We start from the raw sequence: 22,316 nt of genomic DNA, 5'->3' as shown, positions 1-22,316 counted from the left end.
GAGTTGGCGCGTATGTACCATCTCGGCCGACGGGGGTGACGCCTCGGCCAGGGGTGTGCCAGCCCGCAGCACCGCTCTCGACGGCTCGGTCAGCATCTCCCCGCGACGGGAGCGGCCCGATCTCGGAGACAAGCCCACCTTCGAGCCGCTGAAGCACTACGTTTGATCGTATGGTCGAACCGCCGTGGGACCTTCTTCTGACCGGCGCGTTCGTGATCACCGGAACCCTGGGCGTCTGGACTCTTGTCGTCGGCCCCGAACGAACCGGCCCTCCAAGACGACCCCGCCTGGACGCGTACGCCGTCCTCCACGTCAACCACGCGGCGATGAGCGCCGCGATGATCGCGATGATCTGGGTGATCGCGTGGAGTGTCGCCGTCTGGGCGCAGGTCGCGCTCTTCGCCCTCCTCGCCGTGGCGCTGCTGCCCGCCCTACGAAGCGCGAGCGACCGGGCCCGCCGGGCCGATCTGGTCGGACATCTCGCCCTCAATGCGGCAATGATCTGGATGCTCGCCGCGATGCCGCTCCTCATGGCGGGCACCCACGCCACGAGCACCGAGGGTCACGCGGGCCACGGCGGCGCGACGGCGGCCGCACCCGCCGGGCACACCCCCGGTTGGGCGGTCGTGGTCAACTCGATCTTCATCGCGGTCTGCCTCGCCGGCCTGCTCTGGTGGCTGCTGCGCGCTGCCGCGGTCCGTAGGCATCGCCTCCCCGCCGCGGCTCATGGTCTGATGGCTGCCGGGATGGGTGTGATGCTCGTCCTCATCCCTGTCTGACAAAGGTCAGACGCCCGCAAGCGGACGCCCGCTGTCGCGCCAGCCGAGGACGCCGCCCTCCAGGTTGTAGGCCGGACGGCCGGTCGCGGCGGCCCGGGCGGCGAATCGCGCCGACCGGTCCCCCGTCGGGCAGGCGAACACCACCCGGGACGCCTCGGAGAACGGCATCCCCGCCTCCATGACCTGCTCGAGCAGGTCGTCACGGAGATTGATCGCCCCCGGGATGTGGCCGGCCTGGAACGCCAGCGCCGTGCGTACGTCCACGACAACCACGTGCTCACCCGCGGCCGCCCACGCCTCGATGTCCTCCGGGGCCACCGACGGTGCCTCTTCCGTGGGCGCGGGGCTCGCCGCGCCGAACAGGTCCGGACGGCGGTGTCGGTAGTAGGAGAGGTACGGCTCCATGCGGTCGCACGCGATGACGACCGCCGTGACCGGACCCCCGGGCCCCGCCAGGAGCCGTTCCCGGGCGGCGGCATAGGCCGCCCCGGTGGTGGGGCCGGCGAGCACGCCGTGCCGGGTGGCGAGCTCGAGGCTCGCGGAGATCGCATCGGCCGAGTCGACCGCGGCGATGGCGTCGTAGAAGCCGGGCTCGAAGAGCCCGACCTCCCACATCTCGGCCGCCGAGCGGATGCCGGGGATGAAGTCCCCCTCCGCGGCGACGACGCCGACCACGGCGGTCTTCGGGTTCCGCTCGCGCAGGTAGGTCGCGGCCCCTCGGGTGGAGCCGGTGGTGCCGAGCCCGCCCACGAGCAGGTCGACCGAGCCGGCATCGCGGTAGATCTCGCGCCCGGTCTGCTCGTAGTGGGCGCGCAGGTTGTCCTCGTTGGTGTACTGCGAGGTGTGGTGGTAGCGGCCGGGCTCAGCCTCCATGAGGTCGCCGATCACCCCGAACACGTCGTTGGGAGCGGTCGGGTCGGGACACTCGGAGAGCCCTGGCATCTCGGTCACCTCGGTGCCCAGCAGCGACAGCATCTCGCGCACCTCGCGCACCCGGACCCGGTTGGTGAAGGCTCGAAACCCGACCCCGTGCATCGAGGCGATGATCTGGAGCGCCTTCGCGGTGTTGCCGCTCGATGCCTCCACGACGACCTGCTCCTCCTCGGCGATCTCGTCGATGTGGTCGCGCAGCAGCCCCCAGGCGACGCGGTCCTTGACCGAGCCGAACGGGTTCGCCGACTCCAGCTTCAGGAAGATCTCCGCTTCCGGGACGCCGTGCTTGGCTGGATCGAGCCGCAGCAGCGGGGTCTCGCCGATCATGTCGAGCACGCTGTCGTAACGCATGGTCAGCTCCCGTGGTGGTCGTCGGCGACGAAGGCGAAGCGTCCGCCCTCCAGGACCGCCGCGACCTTCGGCGGCGGCGGATGCCCGCCGGCCGAGGACGCCGACAGGTCCATCTGATAGGCGGCGGTGTTGACGAACGCGAGTACGTCGCCGCTGCTCGGTTCGGACTCGAGGAACACCTTGCGGCGGCTCACCAGGTCCGACTCCAGGCACAGCCGGCCGGCGAGGAACACGCCCTCCGCCGGTGGCTCACCGCGCCCGTCGACGAGCACCGGGTCCAGCAGGACCTCCTGGTCGGCGGGGGTGACCTGGTTGCGGGACAGGTCGAGCACGACCAGGTCACGCCCGGCGGCGCGCTTGCGGTAGAGCACCGAGGCCAGGGTGATCCCGGCGTGGTCGACCAGGGCCTTGCCCGGTTCGATCCACAGCGTGAGCATGCATTCGCGCAGCACCTCGGCTACCGGTCGCCGCTCGATCTCGGCGGCCAGGAACCGCTCCAGCACCTCGGTGGTGGGGCGGTGGTTGGAGTACTTGTGGGAGATGCCGGGGTCGTGGCCGGGCCAGACCAGGTCCCCCGGCGCCGCGGCGGCGAGCGTCCGCGAGTACCGCTGGAACGGCTCGGGATCATCGACGAAGCGCTGGCGGAACCCACCGCCGATGTCGATCACCGAGGGCCGCAGGCCCTTGCGGTGCGCGGCGGCCACGACCGCCATCGACTCGGTCAGCGCGTCCACCCGGGCGGCCGGGTCGGCCGTGTCGAGGTGGAACGCGACACCGCGCAGGTGGAGCCCCGGAGCGCGGCGTACGGTCTCGAGGGCGGCATCGGCGTCGGCGAGATCGATGCCGAACCGGGTCTGCGGCACAGCCGGCGAGGCGAAGCCGGAGAGTCGCAGGAGGACCTGGACGGCGCCGCCGGCAGGCGCGGCAGCGGCGAGCCGGTCGAGCTCCCACAGGTCGTCGGCGTTGGCGGTGACCCCCAGCTCGGCGATCCGCTCGATGAACGCCGGCGACTTCGGACCGGTCGCCTCGATCCGGTCCGGCGCGAACCCCGCGGCCAGGGCCCGGTCGAGCTCGGCCGCGGAGGCCACGTCGGCACCGAGCCCGGCGGCGTGCGCCTCGGCGAGGAACGCGACGGAGGCATTCACCTTGTGCGCGTAGAAGATGTCGTACGGCACGCCGTGACGCCGCAGCACACCCGCGAGCGCAGCGGCGTTCTCGGCGATGACCTGGGGAAAGAGCACGTGGAGCGGGGACCCGAAACGTTCGATCGCCTCGCCCACCGCGGCGGAGTCGGCGAGGAAGCGGGCGGCGATCGGGTGCTGCGCGGCCGGGAGCGGTAGGCGTTGGCTCACCCGTCGGCCACCGTGTAGCCACAGTCGCGCAGGTCGGCGAAGATCCGGTCGCGCTGCCCGGCGTCGGTGAACCTGGCCCGGACCCGTTTCCCGTGCAGGTCCACCTCGATCAGCTCGGCCGCCTGGGCGTCGAAGACGGCGGTGATCGTCACCCGACAGTGCCGGCAGGTCATGTCCGGGACGCCGAACTCCTGCTCCCCCGCCGCGAAACCCAGGACCGAGGCGGACTCGGGGATCTCGGAGATCCGCACCGACGCGACCGCGGACCGGAACGCACCGGTGAGCGCCTCGGCGACGGCGGCGAGCGGCTGGACGCGCTGCCCGTCGACCTGATGGGCCCGCTGCCCGAGGCAGACGGGCCGTTCCCCCGACGGCAGCAGGGCGTACTGTCGTGAGATCTGGTCGAGCTCGACGTGGTAGCGCTGGATGGCGGCCCGCACCCCCAGGCCCTCCTCGCGGGCCCGGTCCATCACCTTGTGGGCATCGGTGATCGTGCGGCGCTTCATCTCGGCGAGCAGCGCGACGGTGTCCGCCGTGTAGCGCAGCCGGCCGCCGGAACCCTCCAGGCTCGCGGGGATCATGCCCCTGCGGTAGGTGGAGGCCTGCAGCTCCCAGAACCAGGTCGAGGCGACCGCGCCGTAGAGCCCTGAGTCGCACATCGCCTCGGCGAACTCGACCGGGTCCTCGATCCCTACCTGTCCGGCGAGCATGCCGTGCTGGACGAGTGCGCGGCCGGCGGCCTCGGCTCCGACGCGGAAGATCTCTGCGGGCTCCTGGTCCGTGCTCGTGTCGGCCAGGACGTCGAGCGCGTCGTCGTCGAGCGCGTCCGAACGAGCGGTGACGGGATCGGCGCCGGCGATCGCCTCACCCACCGCGATCACGGCCTCCCGGGCCGCGATCGGCAGCACCGGGCCGAGCGGCCCCGGTCCGATGTGGCCGCTGTTCGCGATGCCGTGGGAGTCGCGCCAGGTGATGCGGTGCGTGGCGCTGACGACCTGGTCCGGTCCGCACGGACGCATGTAGGACTCGAGGTAGCGCCGCTGTCCGGTGGTCAGCGATCCTCCGGGTTCCGGGCTGAGCTCCTCGACGCGGTAGTCGACCGACACCTCAGCCACTGCCGGGGCCGGGCCGGCCAGGAAGTCGGCTCCTGCGACCTCGGCCAGGATGCGCGCCGCGGCGGCGCGGTCGTACCGGATGCCTTCGTTCTGCACGTGTCAGTCCCTTTCGGCAGCGGCGGCGAGGCCCTGCAGGAGTCGGTCGACGTCGTTCTCGTCGTTGTACAGGTGGAAGCTCACCCGGACCGCGTCCTCCCGCGGCCCGTCCAGACAGTGGTCGCCGGCACGTACGTACACGCCGCGGCGTTCGAGGGCGAAGGCCACATCGGCGCCCGCCCGGCCGTCGAGCGCGAAGGCGGCGATGCCGCTGTGCGGTCGGCCCGACTCGACCGGCGGCCCGAGGAGAGTGACGCCTCCGATCCGGGAGGCGCCGTCGGCGAACCGGGCGGCCAGGGTGGCCAGATGGCCGCCGACGCGGTCGAGACCGATGGCGTCGAGGAACGCGGTCGCACTCGCGAGCCCCGCGGCACCGGCCCCGTCGAGGCTGCCCTCCTCGGCGGCATCGGTGAGCGGCGAGACATGTCGCGCCGGCCCGCTCCGCGCGGCCACCCGGTCGACCGCGATCCGATGATGCTGCCCACGGCGTACGTACGCCGTGCCGGTGCCGGGAGGCCCGAACATCTTGTGGCCCGAGACGACGGCGAGCTCGGCGCGGGAGCCGGCCAGGCGCAGAGGCAGTCGCCCCGCGCTCTGCGAGCAGTCGAGGCAGACCGTCGCGGCCGGCGGGATCGCCAGCGCGTCCAGGTCGGTCCGAGTGCCGTGGAGGTTGTGGACCTCGGTGGCGACGACGACCGCGGTGCGGTCGCTCACGGCGCGTGCGAAGTCAACGGGATCGATGCGCCCCAGACGGTCGCGGCGGTACGCCACCGCCCGGACGTCTTGGTGGCGCATCCGTTCGGCGAGCCGGAGCCACGGCCGCACCGTCGAGAGGTGGTCGCCGGGGCAGTAGAGGATGTCGCCGCCGTTCGCGAGCGCCGCAGGTCCCCAGCGGTCGGCGAGGAACGCCATCGCGCCGGTGGCGCCGCGGGTGAAGGCGACCTCGTCGGGGAACGAGGCACCGAGGAACGCGGCGACGGCGGCGCGGGCGTCCTCGAAGCGGCGCAGCGCGTCCCGGGCCCACGGGTGTCCGCCCCTGCCGGGGTTGGCGGCGGGCCCGCGCAGCTCGGCGGTGAGCTGGGCGATGACCGGTTCGGGGCAGGGGGTGCCGGACGCGGCGTCAAGGTAGACGAGGTCGGGTTCGGCGGTGAGGGCCGGAAAGTGCTGACGGGAGCCGAGGCCGGGCACGGACGACTCCTCGGCCGGTCAGGTTTCGCGGGCGATCGTGAATCCGGCCTTGGCGAGCGTGGATCTGACGACCCTCGGTTCGAGCGGTCCTGCGGCGGTGACGCGGGCGCTGGACACGGCTCCCGGGTTCAGGTCGACCACGACCCCCTCGACTCCGTCCAGGCCACCGAGAGCGCTCGTCACGGTCTCGACACAGCGGTGACAGGTCATTCCATCGATGCGCACTTCGAACTGAACCGACATGAAACTGCCCTTCAGTAGGACTTCGGTGGTCGCCCAAAAATATCATCGAACGTCCGGCCACGAGGTCGGTTCGCGTCGGTCGGCGCTCAGCCCATGATCTGTGCGAGCCCACGACCGACGAACAGCAGGCCGAAGGCGAGGAGCACGACGATCCCGATGACGTGGTTGTGGGTGATGAGCCACTTCGTCGCGGACCGGAGCCATCCGCGCCCACGCTCGCCGGCCGCGACGAACACGAGCAATGGGACGACGAAGTCGATCATGCTCGCCGCCAGCAGCAGCGCGATGCCGCTGAGCTGCGCGCTGAGTCTCACATCGGCAGTGACCACGATGGCCAGCCCGGAGGCCAGGATGGCCACGTTGGGGTTCACGATCGCCAGCAGCAGCCCCGCGCCGAGCACCAGGCCGACGGACGGGTCACGTAGTCCCGAGACCCAGCCGGGCTCTTCCGGGCTCGCCCGGTGCGTCGCACGCGCCGCGAGGGCGCCCGCGGCAGCCTGCCGCAGGCGCGGCCGGAGCCACGACACCACCGCCAGGACGAGGAAGGCGACGCCGACGGCGATGCTCATCCAGCCGCGAATCGTCGACGGGTCGTCGCTGGCGGCGTCGGCCGCCCGCCCCACCGCGAGCGCGGCGAGCGACAGCACCCCGTAGACAGCCAGGAAGGGCACCGCCAGCAAGGCGACGTTGCGGTACGGGTGCGATGACCCGAGCAGGATCAGGCAGGCGACGACCGCGGCCGGTGTGACCGCCAGCCCGACCATCTCCGGCAGCAGCTGCCCGGCAAGTTCCCACATACGCACAACCTCGCCACCCGCCCCGCTCCCGTCCTCACCCCTTTCGGGCGGACTCCAGCCGCTCGACGCCATCGGTCGACACTTGCCGACTGAGCCCACAAGCTCACCCGATAGAGGCGACCCCGCGGGCCCGTCTGTCGGTGAAAGTCAGCCCATGAGCGATGAGCGCGTGACCCAGCGGTCGATACTGCCCACTCCGGACATCGCCGACCCCAGGACAGTCCTGTACGACGCGAAGGATCCCGAGGTCGGCTTCCCACCTATCGAGCCGCTCCGGCCGCCCGCCGGGGCGCCGAACGTGCTGGTCGTCCTCCTCGACGACGTCGGCTTCGCCGCATCCAGTGCCTTCGGAGGCCCCGTGAACACCCCGGTAGCCGAGCGGCTCGCCGCGGGCGGTCTCCGGTTCAACCGGTTCCACACCACCGCCATCTGCTCGCCGACCCGCGCGGCTCTCATCTCGGGGCGCAACCACCACACGGTGGGCATGGGAGGCATCACCGAGATGTCGACGTCCACGCCGGGCTACAACTCGATACGTCCCAACACGTGCGCCCCGTTGCCCGAGATCCTCAAGCTCAACGGCTACGCCACCGCTCACGTCGGCAAGTGCCACGAGGTCCCGGTCTGGGAAACCAGCCAAGCCGGACCGTTCGACCGATGGCCGACTCCCGGCAACGGGTTCGAGCACTTCTACGGGTTCCTCGGCGGAGAGACCGACCAGTACTACCCGACGCTCGTCGAGGGCACACGATCCATCGAGCCTTCGGGCACCCCGGAGGAGGGCTACCACCTGACCGAGGACCTGACCGACCACGCCATCGGCTGGGTCCAGGCACAGAAGGCCCTGATCCCGGACAAGCCGTTCTTCCTGTACTTCGCCCCAGGCGCCACCCACGCGCCGCACCACGTGCCGAAGGAGTGGGCCGACAAGTACGCCGGGAAGTTCGACGACGGCTGGGACGTTCAGCGCGAACGTACCTTCGCCCGCCAGAAGGAGCTCGGCGTCATCGCCGCCGACACCGAGCTGACCACCCGGCACGCCGAGATCCCGGCCTGGGACGACATGGACGAGGCCCTCAAGCCCGTCCTGCGCCGACAGATGGAGAACTACGCCGGTTTCCTCGAGCACACCGACCACCATGTCGGTCGTCTGGTCGATGCCATCGAGGCGATGGGGCTGCTCGATGACACCCTCGTCTATCTGATCATCGGCGACAACGGAGCCTCGGCCGAAGGTACGGTGAACGGCACCTTCAACGAGCTCATCAGCCTCAACGGGATGGCTGCCCTCGAGACGCCCGAGTTCCTGATGAGCCAGCTCGACAAGCTGGGCGGCCCCGAGTCCTCTCCCCACTACGCCGTCGGGTGGGCGCACGCCATGTGCACGCCCTACCAGTGGACCAAGCAGGTCGCCTCGCACTGGGGCGGAACGCGCAACGGCACGATCGTGCACTGGCCCCACGGCATCAAGGCCACCGGCGAGATCCGCAGCCAGTTCACCCATGTCATCGACGTCGCGCCGACAATCCTGGAAGCCGCCGGGTTACCGCACCCCGTCCAGGTCAACGGCGTGACCCAGGAGCCGATGCACGGCCACAGCATGGCGTACTGCTTCGACGACGCCGCCGCACCCGAGCGACACGACACCCAGTACTTCGAGATCTTCGGAAACCGAGCCATCTACCACCGGGGCTGGTCCGCGGTCACCAAGCACCGCACCCCATGGCAGACCACGGGCGACGTCGGCATCGCCTTCGACGACGACGTCTGGGAGCTCTACGACGGTCGCTCCGACTGGGCCCAGGCGCGCGACCTCTCCGCCGAGCAGCCCGAACGACTGCACCAGCTGCAGCGGCTCTTCCTCATCGAAGCGGCCCGCTACGGCGCGCTGCCGCTCGATGACCGCTCGTTCGAGCGGGTACTGCCGGAGTACAGCAAGAAGCCCGAGCTGATCGGGAACCGGCAGCTGCTCTTCCCCGGCATGCGCGGCCTCACCGAGCAGCACGTCGTCAACTGGCGCAACAAGTCCTGGGCCCTCATCGCGTCGGTCGACGTACCGGATGATGGCGCCCACGGAGTGCTGATGAACCTCGGTGGTCACGGCGGCGGCTGGTCGCTCTACCTCAAGTACGGAGTCCCGACCTTCTGCTACAACCTCTTCGGCATCGACCGTACGCACGTCCGCGGCGACCGCTCGGTGCCTCCCGGTAAGCACACGGTCGGGATGACCTTCGGCTACGACGGCGGCGGGCTCGGCAAGGGTGGCAACGTCACCCTCACCATCGACGACGAACAGGTGGGGACGGGCCGCGTGGAGCGCACCGAGCCGATCGCGTTCGGCTACGAGCCGACCGAGGTCGGTCGCGACGCCCTCTCTCCGGTCACCGGCGACTACGGGCCTGGGGACAACGGCTTCACCGGAACGATCAGGTTCATCGAGGTCGAAGGCGGGGACGACTCGCACGATCACCTCATGGATCCCGCCGACTTCTTCCGCGTCGCGATGTACAAGCAGTGATCCGTCCGTCAGGGCCTAGGCGGCCGTGACGCAGCGGAACCCGACGTGCGACGTCGTGTCACGCACGCCGTGCCCTTGGCGGGCGGCGGGCCGGTAGCGGCGGCAGTAGTGCGGCGAGCACAGGTGCGACCCACCCTTCGTCACCATCCGGTCGGTCTCCTTGACCGTGTCGGCGCCGGTGTCGGGGCGTTGGCTGCCCCCGCAGCAGGAGGGCGCGGCGACGTCGACCTGCAGCGAGGGCGCGCCGGCACCGGCCCGGCCGTGAGGTGGGGCGATGAGGTCACGATGGTCGGGCGTCCAGGGAGTGCGGGTCCATTCCCACACGTTGCCGACCATGTCGTAGAGGCCGTGCCCGTTCGGCGGGTAGGAGGCGACCGGGCTGGTGCGGTCGTGACCGTGGGTGTCGTCGCTGCGCCACGGCCACTGGCCCTGCCAGGTGTTCGCCATCAGGCGCCCGTCCGGGGAGAGCTCGTCACCCCATGCGTAGTCGGCGCCGACGAGGCCGCCGCGGGCGGCGTGCTCCCACTCGGCCTCGGTGGGAAGTTCCTTGCCGGCCCAGCGGACGTACGCCAGCGCGTCCTCCCACCCGACATGCACCACCGGATGGTCCGGGATCTCGGTCCAGTCCGCGACCTGGCGTCCGGGACGGCTCCCCACGTCGGTCGCGGGTCCGTCCGGGTGCCGCCACTGGGCGCCGGGCTGCCAGCGCCACCAACGGGTCCAGTCGTGCAACGGCACCGGACCCGGCGCCTGGGTGAACACCTGCGAACCAGGCACCAGGAGTGCCGGGTCGGCGCCGGGGAAGTCGGCCGGATCGAGCTCGCGTTCGGCGATGGTGACGTACCCGGAGTCCTCGACGAAGGCCGCGAACTGCGCGTTGGTCACCGGCTGCGGATCCCACCACACGTCACCGACGGCGACCTCGACCGCCGGGCGTTCCTCGGGATAGAAGCGATCGCTGCCCAGCAGATCCAGCCCGCCGGGGACGAGCACCTGCCCGGCCCTGGCGGTCGGTGGGGTCGGGACCTGATGCGAGCCCATCTCTCAGCGTCCTCCGATAGAAGTGGGGTGACGGGTTGCCGAGCCTAGGAACCGGACGCTCTGCGGCGCACCACCCGAGAAGGGTGAGGCATCCGGTCGGACGAGGATCAGTCGCCGTCCCCGCCACCGTCGACCGCGTCACCGCCACCTTCGGGACCGTGCGGGACCTCCTTCTCGAGCTGGTAGGCGATCGTCTCCTCCAGCGGCACCGACGGCGGGAGCTTGCTGAAGTCTTCCGGGGGCTGTCTCGTCATCCCCCGAGTATCGCCCCGGCTCAGCGCTCCGCGCGCGGAATTCCTGGCAGCTCCCCATGGGTAGATCGACCCACTACCCAGCGCAGGCGAATGCGCCGTTCGACCGACGCGGAGCCGCGAGGTGCGGACCTAGCGTCACCTGTATGGACACCACACACATCGAGACGATCATCATCGGCGCCGGCCAGGCGGGCCTGGCGACCGGCTTCCACCTGCGGCGTCGCGGCCGCCCGTTCGTGATCATCGACGCGAACGCACGGGTCGGCGACAACTGGCGGCGGCAGTGGGACTCGCTCCGGCTCTACTCCCCTGCCAAGTACGACTCCCTGCCGGGCATGGCGTTCCCGGCGAAGAGGTGGTCGTTCCCCGGAAAGGACGAGGTCGCCGACTACCTGGAGACGTACGCCCGCACCTTCGAGCTTCCGATGCGGCTCGAGACCCGGGTCAGCGGGCTCGAGCGGGACGGTGACGGCTTCCGGGTGACCACCGACCGCGGCACCTGGACCTGCGACAACGTCGTGGTGGCGACCGGCTCCTTCGGCCGTACGCCGAACGTCCCGGCGATCGCGGCGCAGCTGGACCCCTCGATCCTGCAGCTCCACTCCAGCGAGTACCGCCGCCCCGGGCAGCTGCGCGACGGGCCGGTGCTCGTCGTCGGCGCCAGCCACTCCGGCTGCGACATCGCCTTCGAGGTCGCCGAGTCCCGGCCGACGATCCTGGCCGGCCGCGACTGCGGCCAGATCCCGCCGCGCCTGGAGTCGCCGGTGATGCACGTGATCTTCCCCGTCCTGCTCTTCGCCTGGCGCCACGTGATCACCCGACGTACGCCGATCGGGCGCAAGGAGATGCCCGAGATCCGCCGCCACGGCGGGCCGATGCTCCGGGTGAAGCGCTCCGACCTGGCCGACCGTGGCGTCGAGCGGGTCACCTCGAGGATCGAGGAGGTCCGCGACGGGCTGCCCGTGGTCGAGGGCACGCCGCGCGAGGTCGCCAACGTCGTGTGGGCCACCGGCTTCCGGCAGGCCTTCGGCTGGATCGACCTGCCGGTGCTCGACGAGGACGGCTGGCCGCGGGAGATGCGCGGCGTGGTGGCCGAGGCCGACGGGCTGTTCTTCTGCGGCCTCAGCTTCCAGTACGCCTTCAGCTCGATGCTCCTCGCCGGTGCCGGGCGCGACGCGGCCCTGGTCGCCGACCGGGTCGTCTCCCGGATGCGACAGGCCGCTCACGCCGCCTGATCCGAGTACGCTCTCCTGTGGAGGTGCCTGCCGTGGCCGACGTCCAGCTGGAGAGCGCTCGGTCCGCCTTCGCGTGCGGTGACTGGGGTGCGGCGTACGCCTCCTGGGTGGGTGTCGGTGCCGACTCGCTCTCGGCCGAGGAGCTCGAGGACTTCGCCGTCGCCGCCGAGCTGACCGGACACCACGACGACACCGTCGCCGCCCTGCACGCGGCCTTCCGCCTGAGCCAGGAGGCCGCCGACCTCGGTCGCTCGGTCCGCTGCGCGTTCCGGATCACGATGACCGCGTACGTCCACGGCGAGGGCGCGCTCGCCCGCGGCTGGACCTCACGGGCGGAGCGGCTGGTCGACGACACAGACGAAGGCGTCGAGCTCGGCTGGGTCGACTTCCTGCGGCTCTTCCGCGCGCTCGACGCCGGCGACCTCGCCACGGCCGGCCGGTGCGCCGACGAGGTGGCCGAGCGCGGCCGGCGCTACGGCGAGGCCGACCTCACCGCGCTGGGGCTCAGCGCCCAGGGCCGGATGGCGCTCTACTCCGGGCGGGTCGCGCAGGGCCTCGCCCTGCTCGATGAGGCGATGGTCCGGGTGATCGCGGGCGAGGCCTCCCCGGTCGTGGCCGGGCACGTCTACTGCACCGCGATCGAGGGCTGCCAGGAGATCAGCGACTTCGGCCGGGTGGCGGAGTGGACCGCGGCCCTGGAACGCTGGTGCGCGGCCCAGCCCGGGCTGTTGACGTTCACCGGCCAGTGCGCCGTCCACCGCGGGCAGCTGCTGCGGCTGCACGGCGAGTGGCAACCGGCCCTAGAGGAGTTCGAGCTCGCGACCCGGCGCTACCAGGAGGTGCACGCACCGGACGCGGCCGGGCTCGCGGCGTACGAGGCGGGCGAGGTGCTCCGGCTGCGCGGCGAGTACGCCGAGGCCGACGCCGCCTATGAGCGCGCGGCCGACCGGGGCTTCGACCCGCAACCCGGCCTCGCTCTGCTCTGGTCCGCCCGCGGCCAGGGCGCGGCGGCGCTCGCCGCCATCGAGCGGCTGCTGGTCGAGACCGCTGGTCCCGTGCAGCGATGCCGGCTCCTGCCCGCCGCCATCGAGGTGCTGCTCGGCGCCGACGAGGGCGACAGGGCCCGGCAGGTCACGGCCGAGCTGGACGGGTTGGCCGGACACTTCGGCTGTGTCTGGCTCGAGGCAGCGGCGGCGCACGCGCACGGCGCGGTCGAGCTGGGCACGGGCGACGCCGCCGGTGCGCTCCCCTACCTGCGCAAGGCCCAGCAGCTGTGGGCACGGGCCGAAGCGACCTACGAACGGAGCCAGGCGCGGCTGCTGACCGGGCGCGCCCTGGCCGCCGTCGGCGACACCGAGTCGTCCCGGCGTGAGCTCGAGGCGGCGCGTACGGTCTTTCGCCACATCGGCGCCCGGCCCGCCGCCGACGAGGCCGACAGCCTCCTCGCTCCCGCCTCCCTGCCCGCCGGCCTCACCGCCCGGGAGGCCGAGGTCCTCCGCCTGGTCGCCTCCGGCCGCAGCAACGCCCAGATCGCCGCGGACCTGGTCCTCAGCGAGAAGACCGTCGCCCGTCATCTCTCCAACATCTTCACCAAGCTCGACGTCCGCTCCCGAACCGCCGCGACCGCTTTCGCCTTCGAGCACGGCGTGGTCTGACCCGGGCGTCTCCGGCTGTCGGCGTGGGCGGCCCTCATCTCACCCGGGCCGGATGAAGACGTCGCGACCTGGCGCGCGGAGGATGACGGAGCGTAGGAAGAGGGAGGAAGTGTTCGCCGCCATGGACCAGGTACTGACACGTCGGTCGACCCGGCTCAACCTCGGTGCCGCGGTCGCCTTCGTTCTCGGTGGCTCGTTGTTCGCGCTCGGGGCGGCTCTCGCCCAGCTCGACGTGGTCAGCCTGCCGGTCGTCAACGTCACCTACCTGGTCGGGGGCTGCTTCTTCACGCTCGGTGGCTACGTCTCGATCCTGCTCGCCGACGACGACACCGCCACCCACACCGATGAGCGCAGGCGCCGGTGGGGCCTCCGGCAGCGCCGGCGCAGCTGGCTCAGCGCGTTCGTGCTGTTCGTGGGGACACTGTTCTTCGCCGTCAGCCTGGTCGCCGCCTTCGCCGCAGGCCTCACGCCGCGTCAGTCCGACGGGTGGATCTGGTTGCCGGACATGACCGGCTGTGTCTGCTTCCTGGCCTCCGGTCACCTGGCGATGCTCGACGTGGGCGAGGGGCACGTCCGGATCCAGCCCCATCTGATCGGCTGGTGGGTCGTCGCGGTCAACCAGCTCGGGTCGGTCCTCTTCTTCCTCGCCGGCATCGCCGCCTTCACCCGGCCGGCGACATCGAGCGCGATCAATACCGGGCTCGTGAACTGGGGGACGTTCGCCGGCGCCGTGTGCTTCGCGGTCGGCGGGTTCATCCAAGCATTCGACACACCCACGACGACAAGAACGGTGGTTCAGCCATGACACGACCCAGCGACACAGACGCCGAAGCGCTCTACGGCAACCGGTTCCTGACCGAGGCGGCCCCGTCGACCGCCTTCCCGGAGAGCGGAATGCGGCCGGTCGAGGCGATGCGCCTGATCGGCGAGGACCTGGTGATGGAGGGTGACCCGCAACGCAACCTCGCGACGTTCGTGACCACGTGGATGGAGCCGGAGGCGCAGCGGATCATCGCCGAGAACCTGCACCGCAACTTCATCGACCACGCGGAGTACCCGATCTCCGCCGAGATCGAGCAGCGCTGCGTACGGATGCTCGCCGACCTCTACCACGCCCCCGGCGAGACGACCGGGTGTCGCACTCAGGGCTCGTCCGAGGCGATCATGCTCGGTGCCCTGTCCCTGAAGTGGAAGTGGAAGCAGCACCGGGAGGCCGCGAACGCCTCGGTGGACCGGCCCAACCTGGTGTTCGGCGGCGACGTCCACGTCGTGTGGGAGAAGTTCTGCCGCTACTTCGACGTCGAGCCGCGGATCGTCCCGCTCGAGGAGACGAAGTACACCATCGGCCCCGATGACGTGGCGCCGCACCTCGATGAGAACACCATCGGCGTGGTGGGTGTGCTGGGCACGACGTTCACGGGGCACATGGACGACATCGTCGGGATCAACCAGCTGCTGCTCGACGTCAAGAAGGACAAGGGTCTGGACATCCCGCTGCACGTGGACGCGGCCAGCGGTGGCTTCGTGTGGCCGTTCCTCTACCCCGACTCCCCGTGGGACTTCCGCCTCGAGCAGGTCCGCTCGATCAACGTCTCCGGACACAAGTACGGCCTGGTCTACCCCGGCATCGGCTGGCTGGTGTTCCGCGAGAAGTCCGACCTGGCCGAGGAGCTGGTGTTCTACGAGAACTACCTCGGCAAGACCGACGCGACGTTCACCCTGAACTTCTCGACGGGTGCGGCGATGGTGCTGGCGCAGTACTACAACTTCATCCGGCTGGGTCGCGACGGCTACACGTACGTGATGAGGCAGATGCAGCAGAACGCCAAAGCCCTGGCGAAGAACCTCCGCGACAGCGGCCGGTTCGAGGTGATCGGCGACGACCTCGAGCAGCTCCCGCTCGTGGCCTTCCGACTCACCGGCGACCGCACGACCTACGACGAGTCCGACATCGCCTGGCAGCTCTCGGCCGAGCGCGGCTGGATGGTGCCGGCGTACACGCTGCCGCCCCACGCGGAGAACGTGAAGATCATGCGCGCCCTGGTCAAGGAGACGATGAGTCGCGAGCAGGTCGAGCGCCTCACCCGTGACCTCGCCGACGCCTGCGCGACGCTGGATGAGAAGGGTGGCACCCATCCCTCCGAGCGGGAGCAGGTCAAGCGAGGGACCGGGTACTGAAAGCTCGTTTCCGTGTCGCCGCGCCGCCCGTCACTGCTTCTTCACTCGCAGTGTGGCGAACACGTCGTTCGCGAGCTTCGCGCACTTCTTCTCTGAGTAGAACTCGCCCCGGCACTCGATGACCGTCTTGATGCCGGCGGCCCCGTTGCCGCCCTTGCGCATGACAACTCCGATGTACTCCCACCGCCAGGTGAGGATCTTGTTGTGGTTCTTCTTCAAGCCGGACTTATCGCCCGAGGCGATGACGTCGTAGACCACACCATCCTTGGTGATCGACGGCTCCTGATTCACCGGGCCCCCGCCCTCCTGGATGTCCAAGGCGATCTTGGCGACCTCACGACGCATGTAGTCGACGTCTAGGTCATTGCCCTCGGCGTGCGGGTCGTAGCTGTGGATCTCCAGACTGACCGTCGCCTTGCTCAAACGGTATTCGGGATACCTCTCGTCATATACGAGGGCGGCACTCTTGGAAATCCTCTCGTCCAAGGCTCCTGCTGGCATCACCGCCATGTCCTCGCCCTCCGGCACCGCCGTCCACCCCTTCCCGGGCAGTCTGACCGCGGCTGACTTGTACGACAGTTCGGATACCGGCGGCCATACCTCGGGCGTGGGCGACCCCGACGGCCCTCGAGAACAGGGCACCGACCATGTCAGGCATCCCTCCTCGGAGGGACTGCTCGACGGACTGCTCGACGCCTCGGCCTTGCCGGCCGAGGCCTCCTCGCCCCCTTGGCATGCCGTCGCGAACAAGGAGAGTGCGACGATCGTCGTCGCTACACGCCAGAACTTGAACCCGGTCACCCGATTGACCCCTTCACAAGCGCTCATATAAGTAAAGCCGATTCAATCCGCGCTCGAGTCGACGGTCAAGCACCAAGCTCGCGCGGATCAGGGGAGCGTCAGCGCTGCGGTGAATCCGACTGGGCGCGGTTGAGGAAGTCCGAGAGTGGTCCCGGCATCTCAGCGCTCCGGTCACCCCAGTCATAGACAACACAGGTCTTGGCGATCAAGTCGTGGAAAGCACGATGTTCACGCTGGAACACGATCAGGAGCAGGCCGATCCCGAAGAACATCACGCTGAGGGGAAACACCAGCGTCCTGACGAAGACGGTGCGCACCCCTGGTGCAGTGCCGTCGGAGCGTACGACGCGCAGCCCCGCCAGCCCCTTCCCGATCGTCCGGCCGGTGATGGCGAGGCTGATGAAGACGTAGGAGAAGGCCCAGATCGCGAAGGCAGCGAGTCCGAGCAGCGACGAGCGGTCGTCGGTGATCGACACGGACGTGAACGTCGCGAGCAAGAAGCCGAACCCGGCAACGCCCAGCGTGTAGAGCCCAGCAATGAGAAGGCCGTCGATGGCAGCAGCAGCCGCCCTGCTGATCGCTCCCGCATAGTGTCCGGACACCGAGCGGCGCGCCGGGCGGGTCATCGCACTGCCGTTCCTGGGTCGGGTGCCTCTCCTCTGGCCACAACCAGGCTGAGCGGCCCTTCCCGCCGGTCGTCCTCGCTCCGCCGCATCAGCCGGTCCACGATCCGGTCGACGATGACGTCGAGCCCGACCAACTGTCGCCGGGCGACGTCGAGGGCTGAACCAGCCATCGAGTAGGTGCTCTCCGCGACGATGTCGGGGATGCCGGAGCGGCGTACGAGCGCCTCGACGTCGAGGTCCTTCAGCAGGGCGTCGAGGTCTACGTCGGCGAGGAGCGCGTTGAGGTCGACCCGCGCGAGCAACGCATCCATGTCGACCCGCGCCAGGACCGCGTCGAGGTCCACCCGGCTGAGCAGCGCGTTGACGTCGACGTGTTCCAGGACGATATCGGGGTCGACGGTGTCGACGACTTTTCCCGTCACCGCTCCGGCGACCCGGCCGAGGAGCCTCTTGCCGCTCTGCCGATCCTCGGTCATGACGTCGCCGGCTCGGACACGCGTGCGCGCAAGATTCGCATCCTGGGTTCCGTCTCCTCCGGCCGTGGATCAGTTGGAAGCCTAAAGCCGTCTGATCTGTCTCTCATCACCCCGGACGGGTGATCCAGCGGTCCCACAGTGGCCGTGACCTCAGTCCATCTTGGTCGCGAGCTTGAGCCGATCCATGCCGGTCGGCTCCTCGAACTCGCCGAAGTCGAAGGTGACCGAGTCGATGGTGCCGGTGAACGGGAACTGCCCGCGGTCCTGGTAGTCCGGGCAGACCGGCGAGCGGCTGTCCAAGCCGACGTCGAAGCACTCGGTGCCGGTACGCAGCGGGATCTGCCGCTCGACCTTGGTCCGGGCGACCTGCGTGCCGTCGATGAACAGCGTCACCGAGGCCGGCACTCCGGGCTTCGGCTCGTCCGGCTCGAAGTCGAACACGACCGTGTGGTCTCCGGGCGTGAGGGCCTCTGGCGAGATCGCGTCGTAGCGCTGCAGGCCGAAGTAGTTGTAGTGGTAGCGGATCTTGCCCTCCCAGGCGAAGAGAGCGAACCCGCCGGCGTCGCCGCCGAGCGCGAAGATGACGCCTTCGGCGCCACCGTCAGGAACAGTGATCTTGGCAGTGACCTGCATGGGCACGCCGATGAACTTCGGCCCGGAGCCCTCGGGCTGTCGCACCATGCCCGCGTAGAGCGTGACCTTCTTGCGTCCGTAGTAGTAGCTGGGCCGAAGCGTGACGTCGAGACGCTCGGCGAAGCGGTCGTCGAGGGGCAGGATGTTGTACCTGGCGGCCTCGGCCAGGAACATGTCCTGCAGCTCCTTGACCTTCTCCGGGTGCTGGTCGGCGAGGTCGACCGCCTCACTGAAGTCGTCACGGATGTTGTAGAGCTCCCAGACGTCGTCGTCCCAGGAGAACGTCCCGGACGTCTCCCAGGGCAGTCGGCCGTGGCGTACGCACGCGATCCAGCCGTCGTGGTACATCGCCCGGTTGCCCATCATCTCGAAGTACTGCGTCTCGTGCCGACCCGGTGCGTCGGCCTCGGCGAACGTGTAGGCGAAGCTCGTGCCCTCGATCGGTCGCTGGGCGACGCCGTTGACCTCGACCGGCTCGCGGATCCCGATGACCTCCAGGAGCGTAGGCATCACGTCGATCACGTGGTGGAACTGGGAGCGGACCTCACCACGTCCGGCGATCCGCTCGGGCCACGACACGATCATGCTGTTGCGGGTCCCCCCGAAGTGAGAGGCGATCTGCTTGGTCCACTGGAAAGGCGTGTCGCCGGCGTGCGCCCAGCCGGCGGCGTAGTGCGGTGAGGTGCCGGGCATGCCCCAGGTGTCCAGGAAGCCCAACGCCTCCTCCATGGTCGGCTGCTGGCCGTTGAGGCTCATGATCTCGTTCGGGGTGCCGACGAGCGAGCCCTCTCCGGAAGACCCGTTGTCGCCGAGGATGTAGATCACGATGGTGTTCTCGAGCTCGCCCAGTTCCTCGTACGCGTCGAGGACTCGACCGACCTCGTAGTCGGTGTGCTCGAGGAAGTCGGCGTAGTTCTCGGCCTGCCGGCTGAACAACGCTTGGTGCTCGGCCGGCTGGCTGTCCCACGAGGGGATCTCGTCCGGACGCTCGGTGAGTCGGGTGCCCTCGGGGATGATGCCCATGCGGAGCTGGTTCTCGTGGACCTGGACCCGGTACTCGTCCCAGCCCATGTCGAAGCGTCCCGCATTGCGACCGCGCCAGTCCAGCGGCGGTTGGTGCGGTGCGTGAGCGGCACCGGTCGAGAAGTAGGTGAGCACCGGACGATCCGGCGCGATCGTCTTCTGCTCCCGCAGCCACGCGATGCAGTCGTTCGCGAGGTCACGCTGCAGCTGGTAGCCCTCCTCGGGACGCTGCGGTGCTTCGACGGCGGTGGTGTTGCGGATCAGCGACGGATAGAACTGGTCGGTCTCGCCGGAGATGAAGCCATAGAAGTAGTCGAAGCCCTGACCGATCGGCCAGTTGTCGAACGGCCCGGCCGGGCTCGTCTGGTTGTCCGGGACATTGTGGTTCTTGCCCCACCACCCACACATGTAACCGGCCTGCTTCAACAGCTCGCTGACCGTGGCACAGCTCTTCGGGATGATGCCCGAGTAGCCCGGATAGCCGGTGGCCATCTCCTGGATCACCCCTGTGGCCACCGAGTGGTGGTTCCGCCCGGTGAGCATGGCAGCCCTGGTCGGAGCGCACAGCGCCGTCGTATGGAACTGGTTGTAGAACAATCCCTGAGCGTGGATCCGCTCGGCCGTCGGCATCCGCACCAGGCCGCCGTTGACGCTCGGCCAGCCGAACCCGACATCATCGAGCAGGACCAGGAGGATGTTCGGAGCGCCCTCAGGGGCCTCCTTCGTCGGCGGGAAGTCCGGCTCGGAGTCCGCGGCGTACGTCGTGATCCTCGCGTTCGGGAACCGCCACTCCGGCTCCGGGAGGTGATTGCGATCCTGGCGGATCGGGAACTCTTCGGCTGCCATACGCCGAGACTTTCCCGGGCGCGTCGCCACGGGCTCACCCACTCCGGGTGAAACCGCGCACTGCCGGCAGCGGACGTCACGTCGGCGCGGGCCAGATGCATGTCGGACGGACTGCCATCGGGCGGGTAGCCCGTTGATCGGATCCTAGGCTGCGGGGTGTCCTCCATATACAGAAGCACCGGCCCTGACTCAGCGTTTCCGCTGGCCAGGGCCGGTTCCTTCGGTCGGGCTGACAGGATTTGAAACTGGGGAATGGGCATCGAGCGATTTTGAGGACTACCAGCCAAAACGCACCCTGACCTGGCTGTTCTCTCGGAATCAGGTTTTGACAGAGACAGACAGACCACGTCAGAGGCAGACACAGCTGGGCGCAATCTCGGCGCAATCGAAGTTAGGCTCAATGGGTAGTCAGAAAGACGGCCCGGAAGGTGCTGCAACACCACCCCCGGGGCACGGGCGTCACGACTGAGAAGGAGTCGTCCCACCATGCCCAGAAGCCTACCGGGCGTGTTCACGCTACCCCCCCCGCCGCGAGTCGGTCATGGCTGAACGAAGGTTCGGCAGCATCCGACGGCTCCCGCGACGAGGCGACGAACGCGGGCGGCCAACTGGCCGTTGGCAGATCACCTACGCCTGCCCGACCTGCGCCAAGAAGCACCCGGGCGAACTGACCTTCGACCACCCAGCACGGCTCGTGAAGACGGAGGCTTACCCCGCCGGCGTGCCCGGCCGGGCGCTGAAGAAGCTCGACGCAATCCAAGGTGACATCGAAGCCGCACGCATCGCAGGAGTGCCCTACTCCTGCTTCCGAGAGAAGCGCGCGGCCGAACTTGCCGAAGAGATCGCCACCGTCGGCGCGCGAGCTGCCAAGAAGCGCTTCGAGGAATACGCCCGTACCTGGCTCGCCAACCGAGCCGTTACGAAGCCTCTCAAGCCAAGGACGGTCGCTGAGAACCTGAGGCTCCTCGAGAAGGAGATCTTCCCCTTCATCGGACGGAGCACCCTCGCCGAGATCACTGTTGATGAGGTCGGTGTCTGGTGGGCACGACTCCGGAAAAAGCACCCGACCAGGCACAAACGCAACCGCGATGCCTACGGCCTCCTCAAGCAAGTCATGGGTGCCGTCGTACGCGATCGCCGCCAGCCCCTCATCGTGGCCGACCCCTGCCAGATCCACCCAGATGACATTCCGAAACGAAAGGCCAAGAAGATGCAGATCGCCACTCTCGAAGAGATCGACGCGCTCGCGGACGAGATACCCAAGCGCCTCACTGCTCTGATCCACATGGCCTCTTGGTCCGGTCTTCGCTTCGGTGAGCTCGTCGAACTCCGCCGCCGCGACATCGACCTCACCAGCGACCCCCCTGCTCCGCGTCGAGCGCGCCTACGGGCGAGTCAACGGCGTCAACATCGTCGACGAGCCCAAGTCCGAGGCAGGGAAACGAACAGTGCGTCTTCCCGACTTCCTCAAAGTCCTACTTCAGAACCAGCTCGAAACGTTCGCCCAGCCCGGACCCGACGGCCTCATCTTCACTGTCGCGAGGCCAGCTCCAGGGAAGTGTGACTGCGACTACCCACGGTGCATCGGCGGTCACCTTCTGCACGCGACCTTCCACCGGTCGTACTTCCGGCCAGCCCGCAAGGCAGTCGGGTGCCCCACTCTCCGCGTCCACGACCTCCGCCACACCGGTGCAACCCTCGCTGCGCAGCACCGCGCCACCCTCGCGGAGCTCATGCGCCGCATCGGCCACACCACGCCGCAGGCTGCGATGATTTATCAGCACGCGACCGACGAGCGCGACGCGGAACTCGCTAAGCGCATGTCAAGGTCAGCCAAAAAGGCGAAGACTGAGCGCGACGAAAGCAGGAGCGCCACCGAGCCGCCAGACGAAACTGCTGCTTGATCTCCCGAATCACCGCGGGTTCAAGTCCCCCTTGCGCACAGAGAGAAACCCAGGGCGACCTGGGGTTTCTCGCTTTTCACGAGACTTCAGCATCGCCTAATAGGGCAGCCGCAGGGCAGATCGGCGCACAGACCCTGTTGTGATGTCTCCAGCGGGCTAGGGCGTGTCTCCCAAATCCACGCCCGCTACGCGGCGTTTCGCATCCGATCTGGCTGCGTTGGCGCCGCTCGACAGCCTCCAGGATGCCTTCGCAGCGCCGCCTTGCCAGATCG

19 protein-coding genes and 1 pseudogene are annotated in these 22,316 nt (G+C 69.3%); 8 read left to right on the top strand and 12 right to left on the bottom strand.

The window, feature by feature from the left end; all coding sequences use genetic code 11:
- Positions 1 to 170: 170 nt before the first annotated feature.
- Positions 171 to 779, top strand: coding sequence for a DUF5134 domain-containing protein (locus tag ACFV9G_RS27100; protein WP_378731953.1), 609 nt, complete (start codon positions 171 to 173; stop codon positions 777 to 779).
- A 6-nt stretch (positions 780 to 785) separates the two neighbouring features.
- Here ACFV9G_RS27100 and ACFV9G_RS27095 read toward each other — a convergent pair whose 3' ends face one another.
- The 6 genes from ACFV9G_RS27095 to ACFV9G_RS27070 all read right to left on the bottom strand — a co-directional run bounded on the left by ACFV9G_RS27095 (position 786) and on the right by ACFV9G_RS27070 (position 6,854).
- Positions 786 to 2,063, bottom strand: coding sequence for a pyridoxal-phosphate dependent enzyme (locus tag ACFV9G_RS27095; RefSeq protein ID WP_378731950.1), 1,278 nt, complete (start codon positions 2,061 to 2,063; stop codon positions 786 to 788).
- A gap of 2 nt (positions 2,064 to 2,065) precedes the next feature.
- A complete protein-coding gene (locus ACFV9G_RS27090; RefSeq protein WP_378731947.1) occupies positions 2,066 to 3,415 on the bottom strand; it encodes an alanine racemase in 1,350 nt (449 codons plus the stop codon).
- On the bottom strand, positions 3,412 to 4,626 hold the full coding sequence (locus ACFV9G_RS27085) for a copper chaperone (protein WP_378731944.1): 1,215 nt from the start codon (positions 4,624 to 4,626) through the stop codon (positions 3,412 to 3,414). Before ACFV9G_RS27085 ends, ACFV9G_RS27090 begins: the two co-directional genes overlap by 4 nt.
- 3 nt (positions 4,627 to 4,629) lie before the next feature.
- Positions 4,630 to 5,814 (bottom strand): aminotransferase class V-fold PLP-dependent enzyme, encoded by a 1,185-nt coding sequence (locus ACFV9G_RS27080; RefSeq protein WP_378731941.1) that lies wholly within the window; start codon positions 5,812 to 5,814, stop codon positions 4,630 to 4,632.
- 18 nt (positions 5,815 to 5,832) lie between these two features.
- Complete coding sequence (locus ACFV9G_RS27075; RefSeq protein ID WP_091042103.1) at positions 5,833 to 6,057, bottom strand: heavy-metal-associated domain-containing protein; 225 nt, start codon at positions 6,055 to 6,057, stop codon at positions 5,833 to 5,835.
- An 86-nt stretch (positions 6,058 to 6,143) separates the two neighbouring features.
- On the bottom strand, positions 6,144 to 6,854 hold the full coding sequence (locus tag ACFV9G_RS27070) for a GAP family protein (RefSeq protein WP_378731937.1): 711 nt from the start codon (positions 6,852 to 6,854) through the stop codon (positions 6,144 to 6,146).
- Positions 6,855 to 7,008: 154 nt separating this feature from the next.
- On the opposite strand from ACFV9G_RS27070, the gene ACFV9G_RS27065 reads away from it, so the two are divergent.
- Positions 7,009 to 9,372: an arylsulfatase gene (locus ACFV9G_RS27065; protein WP_378731934.1), complete on the top strand. Its 2,364-nt coding sequence runs from the start codon at positions 7,009 to 7,011 to the stop codon at positions 9,370 to 9,372.
- A 15-nt stretch (positions 9,373 to 9,387) separates the two neighbouring features.
- On the opposite strand, the gene ACFV9G_RS27060 is transcribed toward ACFV9G_RS27065, so the two are convergent.
- Entirely contained in the window at positions 9,388 to 10,413 is a 1,026-nt protein-coding gene (locus tag ACFV9G_RS27060) for a formylglycine-generating enzyme family protein (protein WP_378731931.1), read from the bottom strand.
- 107 nt (positions 10,414 to 10,520) lie between these two features.
- Positions 10,521 to 10,667, bottom strand: a complete 147-nt coding sequence (locus tag ACFV9G_RS27055) for a hypothetical protein (RefSeq protein ID WP_378731928.1) — start codon at positions 10,665 to 10,667, stop codon at positions 10,521 to 10,523.
- A 143-nt stretch (positions 10,668 to 10,810) separates the two neighbouring features.
- On the opposite strand from ACFV9G_RS27055, the gene ACFV9G_RS27050 reads away from it, so the two are divergent.
- The 4 genes from ACFV9G_RS27050 to ACFV9G_RS27035 all read left to right on the top strand — a co-directional run bounded on the left by ACFV9G_RS27050 (position 10,811) and on the right by ACFV9G_RS27035 (position 15,735).
- Entirely contained in the window at positions 10,811 to 11,902 is a 1,092-nt protein-coding gene (locus ACFV9G_RS27050; RefSeq protein WP_378731925.1) for a flavin-containing monooxygenase, read from the top strand.
- A gap of 32 nt (positions 11,903 to 11,934) precedes the next feature.
- The gene (locus tag ACFV9G_RS27045; protein WP_378731922.1) at positions 11,935 to 13,557 is read left to right on the top strand and encodes a LuxR C-terminal-related transcriptional regulator; all 1,623 of its coding nucleotides are present in this window, start codon (positions 11,935 to 11,937) and stop codon (positions 13,555 to 13,557) included.
- A gap of 121 nt (positions 13,558 to 13,678) precedes the next feature.
- Positions 13,679 to 14,362 carry a hypothetical protein gene (locus tag ACFV9G_RS27040; RefSeq protein ID WP_378731920.1) on the top strand — a complete coding sequence of 228 codons (684 nt, stop codon included), beginning with the start codon at positions 13,679 to 13,681 and terminating at the stop codon, positions 14,360 to 14,362.
- Positions 14,359 to 15,735, top strand: a complete 1,377-nt coding sequence (locus ACFV9G_RS27035; protein WP_378731918.1) for a glutamate decarboxylase — start codon at positions 14,359 to 14,361, stop codon at positions 15,733 to 15,735. The genes ACFV9G_RS27040 and ACFV9G_RS27035 overlap by 4 nt, the downstream gene beginning before the upstream one ends.
- Before the next feature lie 30 nt (positions 15,736 to 15,765).
- On the opposite strand, the gene ACFV9G_RS27030 is transcribed toward ACFV9G_RS27035, so the two are convergent.
- The 4 genes from ACFV9G_RS27030 to ACFV9G_RS27015 form a co-directional block, all read right to left on the bottom strand.
- On the bottom strand, positions 15,766 to 16,536 hold the full coding sequence (locus ACFV9G_RS27030) for a hypothetical protein (protein ID WP_378731916.1): 771 nt from the start codon (positions 16,534 to 16,536) through the stop codon (positions 15,766 to 15,768).
- A gap of 98 nt (positions 16,537 to 16,634) precedes the next feature.
- Positions 16,635 to 17,162 carry an RDD family protein gene (locus tag ACFV9G_RS27025; RefSeq protein ID WP_378731914.1) on the bottom strand — a complete coding sequence of 176 codons (528 nt, stop codon included), beginning with the start codon at positions 17,160 to 17,162 and terminating at the stop codon, positions 16,635 to 16,637.
- Positions 17,159 to 17,638, bottom strand: coding sequence for a hypothetical protein (locus tag ACFV9G_RS27020; RefSeq protein WP_378731912.1), 480 nt, complete (start codon positions 17,636 to 17,638; stop codon positions 17,159 to 17,161). The genes ACFV9G_RS27025 and ACFV9G_RS27020 overlap by 4 nt, the downstream gene beginning before the upstream one ends.
- A gap of 150 nt (positions 17,639 to 17,788) precedes the next feature.
- Positions 17,789 to 20,140 carry an arylsulfatase gene (locus tag ACFV9G_RS27015; RefSeq protein WP_378731910.1) on the bottom strand — a complete coding sequence of 784 codons (2,352 nt, stop codon included), beginning with the start codon at positions 20,138 to 20,140 and terminating at the stop codon, positions 17,789 to 17,791.
- Between the two features lie 541 nt (positions 20,141 to 20,681).
- Between ACFV9G_RS27015 and ACFV9G_RS27010 the strand changes: the two are divergent.
- Positions 20,682 to 21,128, top strand: a pseudogene (locus tag ACFV9G_RS27010) (hypothetical protein); the annotation flags it as partial.
- A gap of 325 nt (positions 21,129 to 21,453) precedes the next feature.
- A complete protein-coding gene (locus ACFV9G_RS27005) occupies positions 21,454 to 22,044 on the top strand; it encodes a tyrosine-type recombinase/integrase (protein ID WP_378731908.1) in 591 nt (196 codons plus the stop codon).
- Positions 22,045 to 22,316 lie beyond the last annotated feature (272 nt).

The organism is Nocardioides sp. NPDC059952 (genome assembly GCF_042730435.1).
Lineage (GTDB): Bacteria > Actinomycetota > Actinomycetes > Propionibacteriales > Nocardioidaceae > Nocardioides.
The sequence above is the reverse complement of the archived record's forward strand: the minus strand, read 5'-3'. Positions and strand labels throughout refer to the sequence as shown.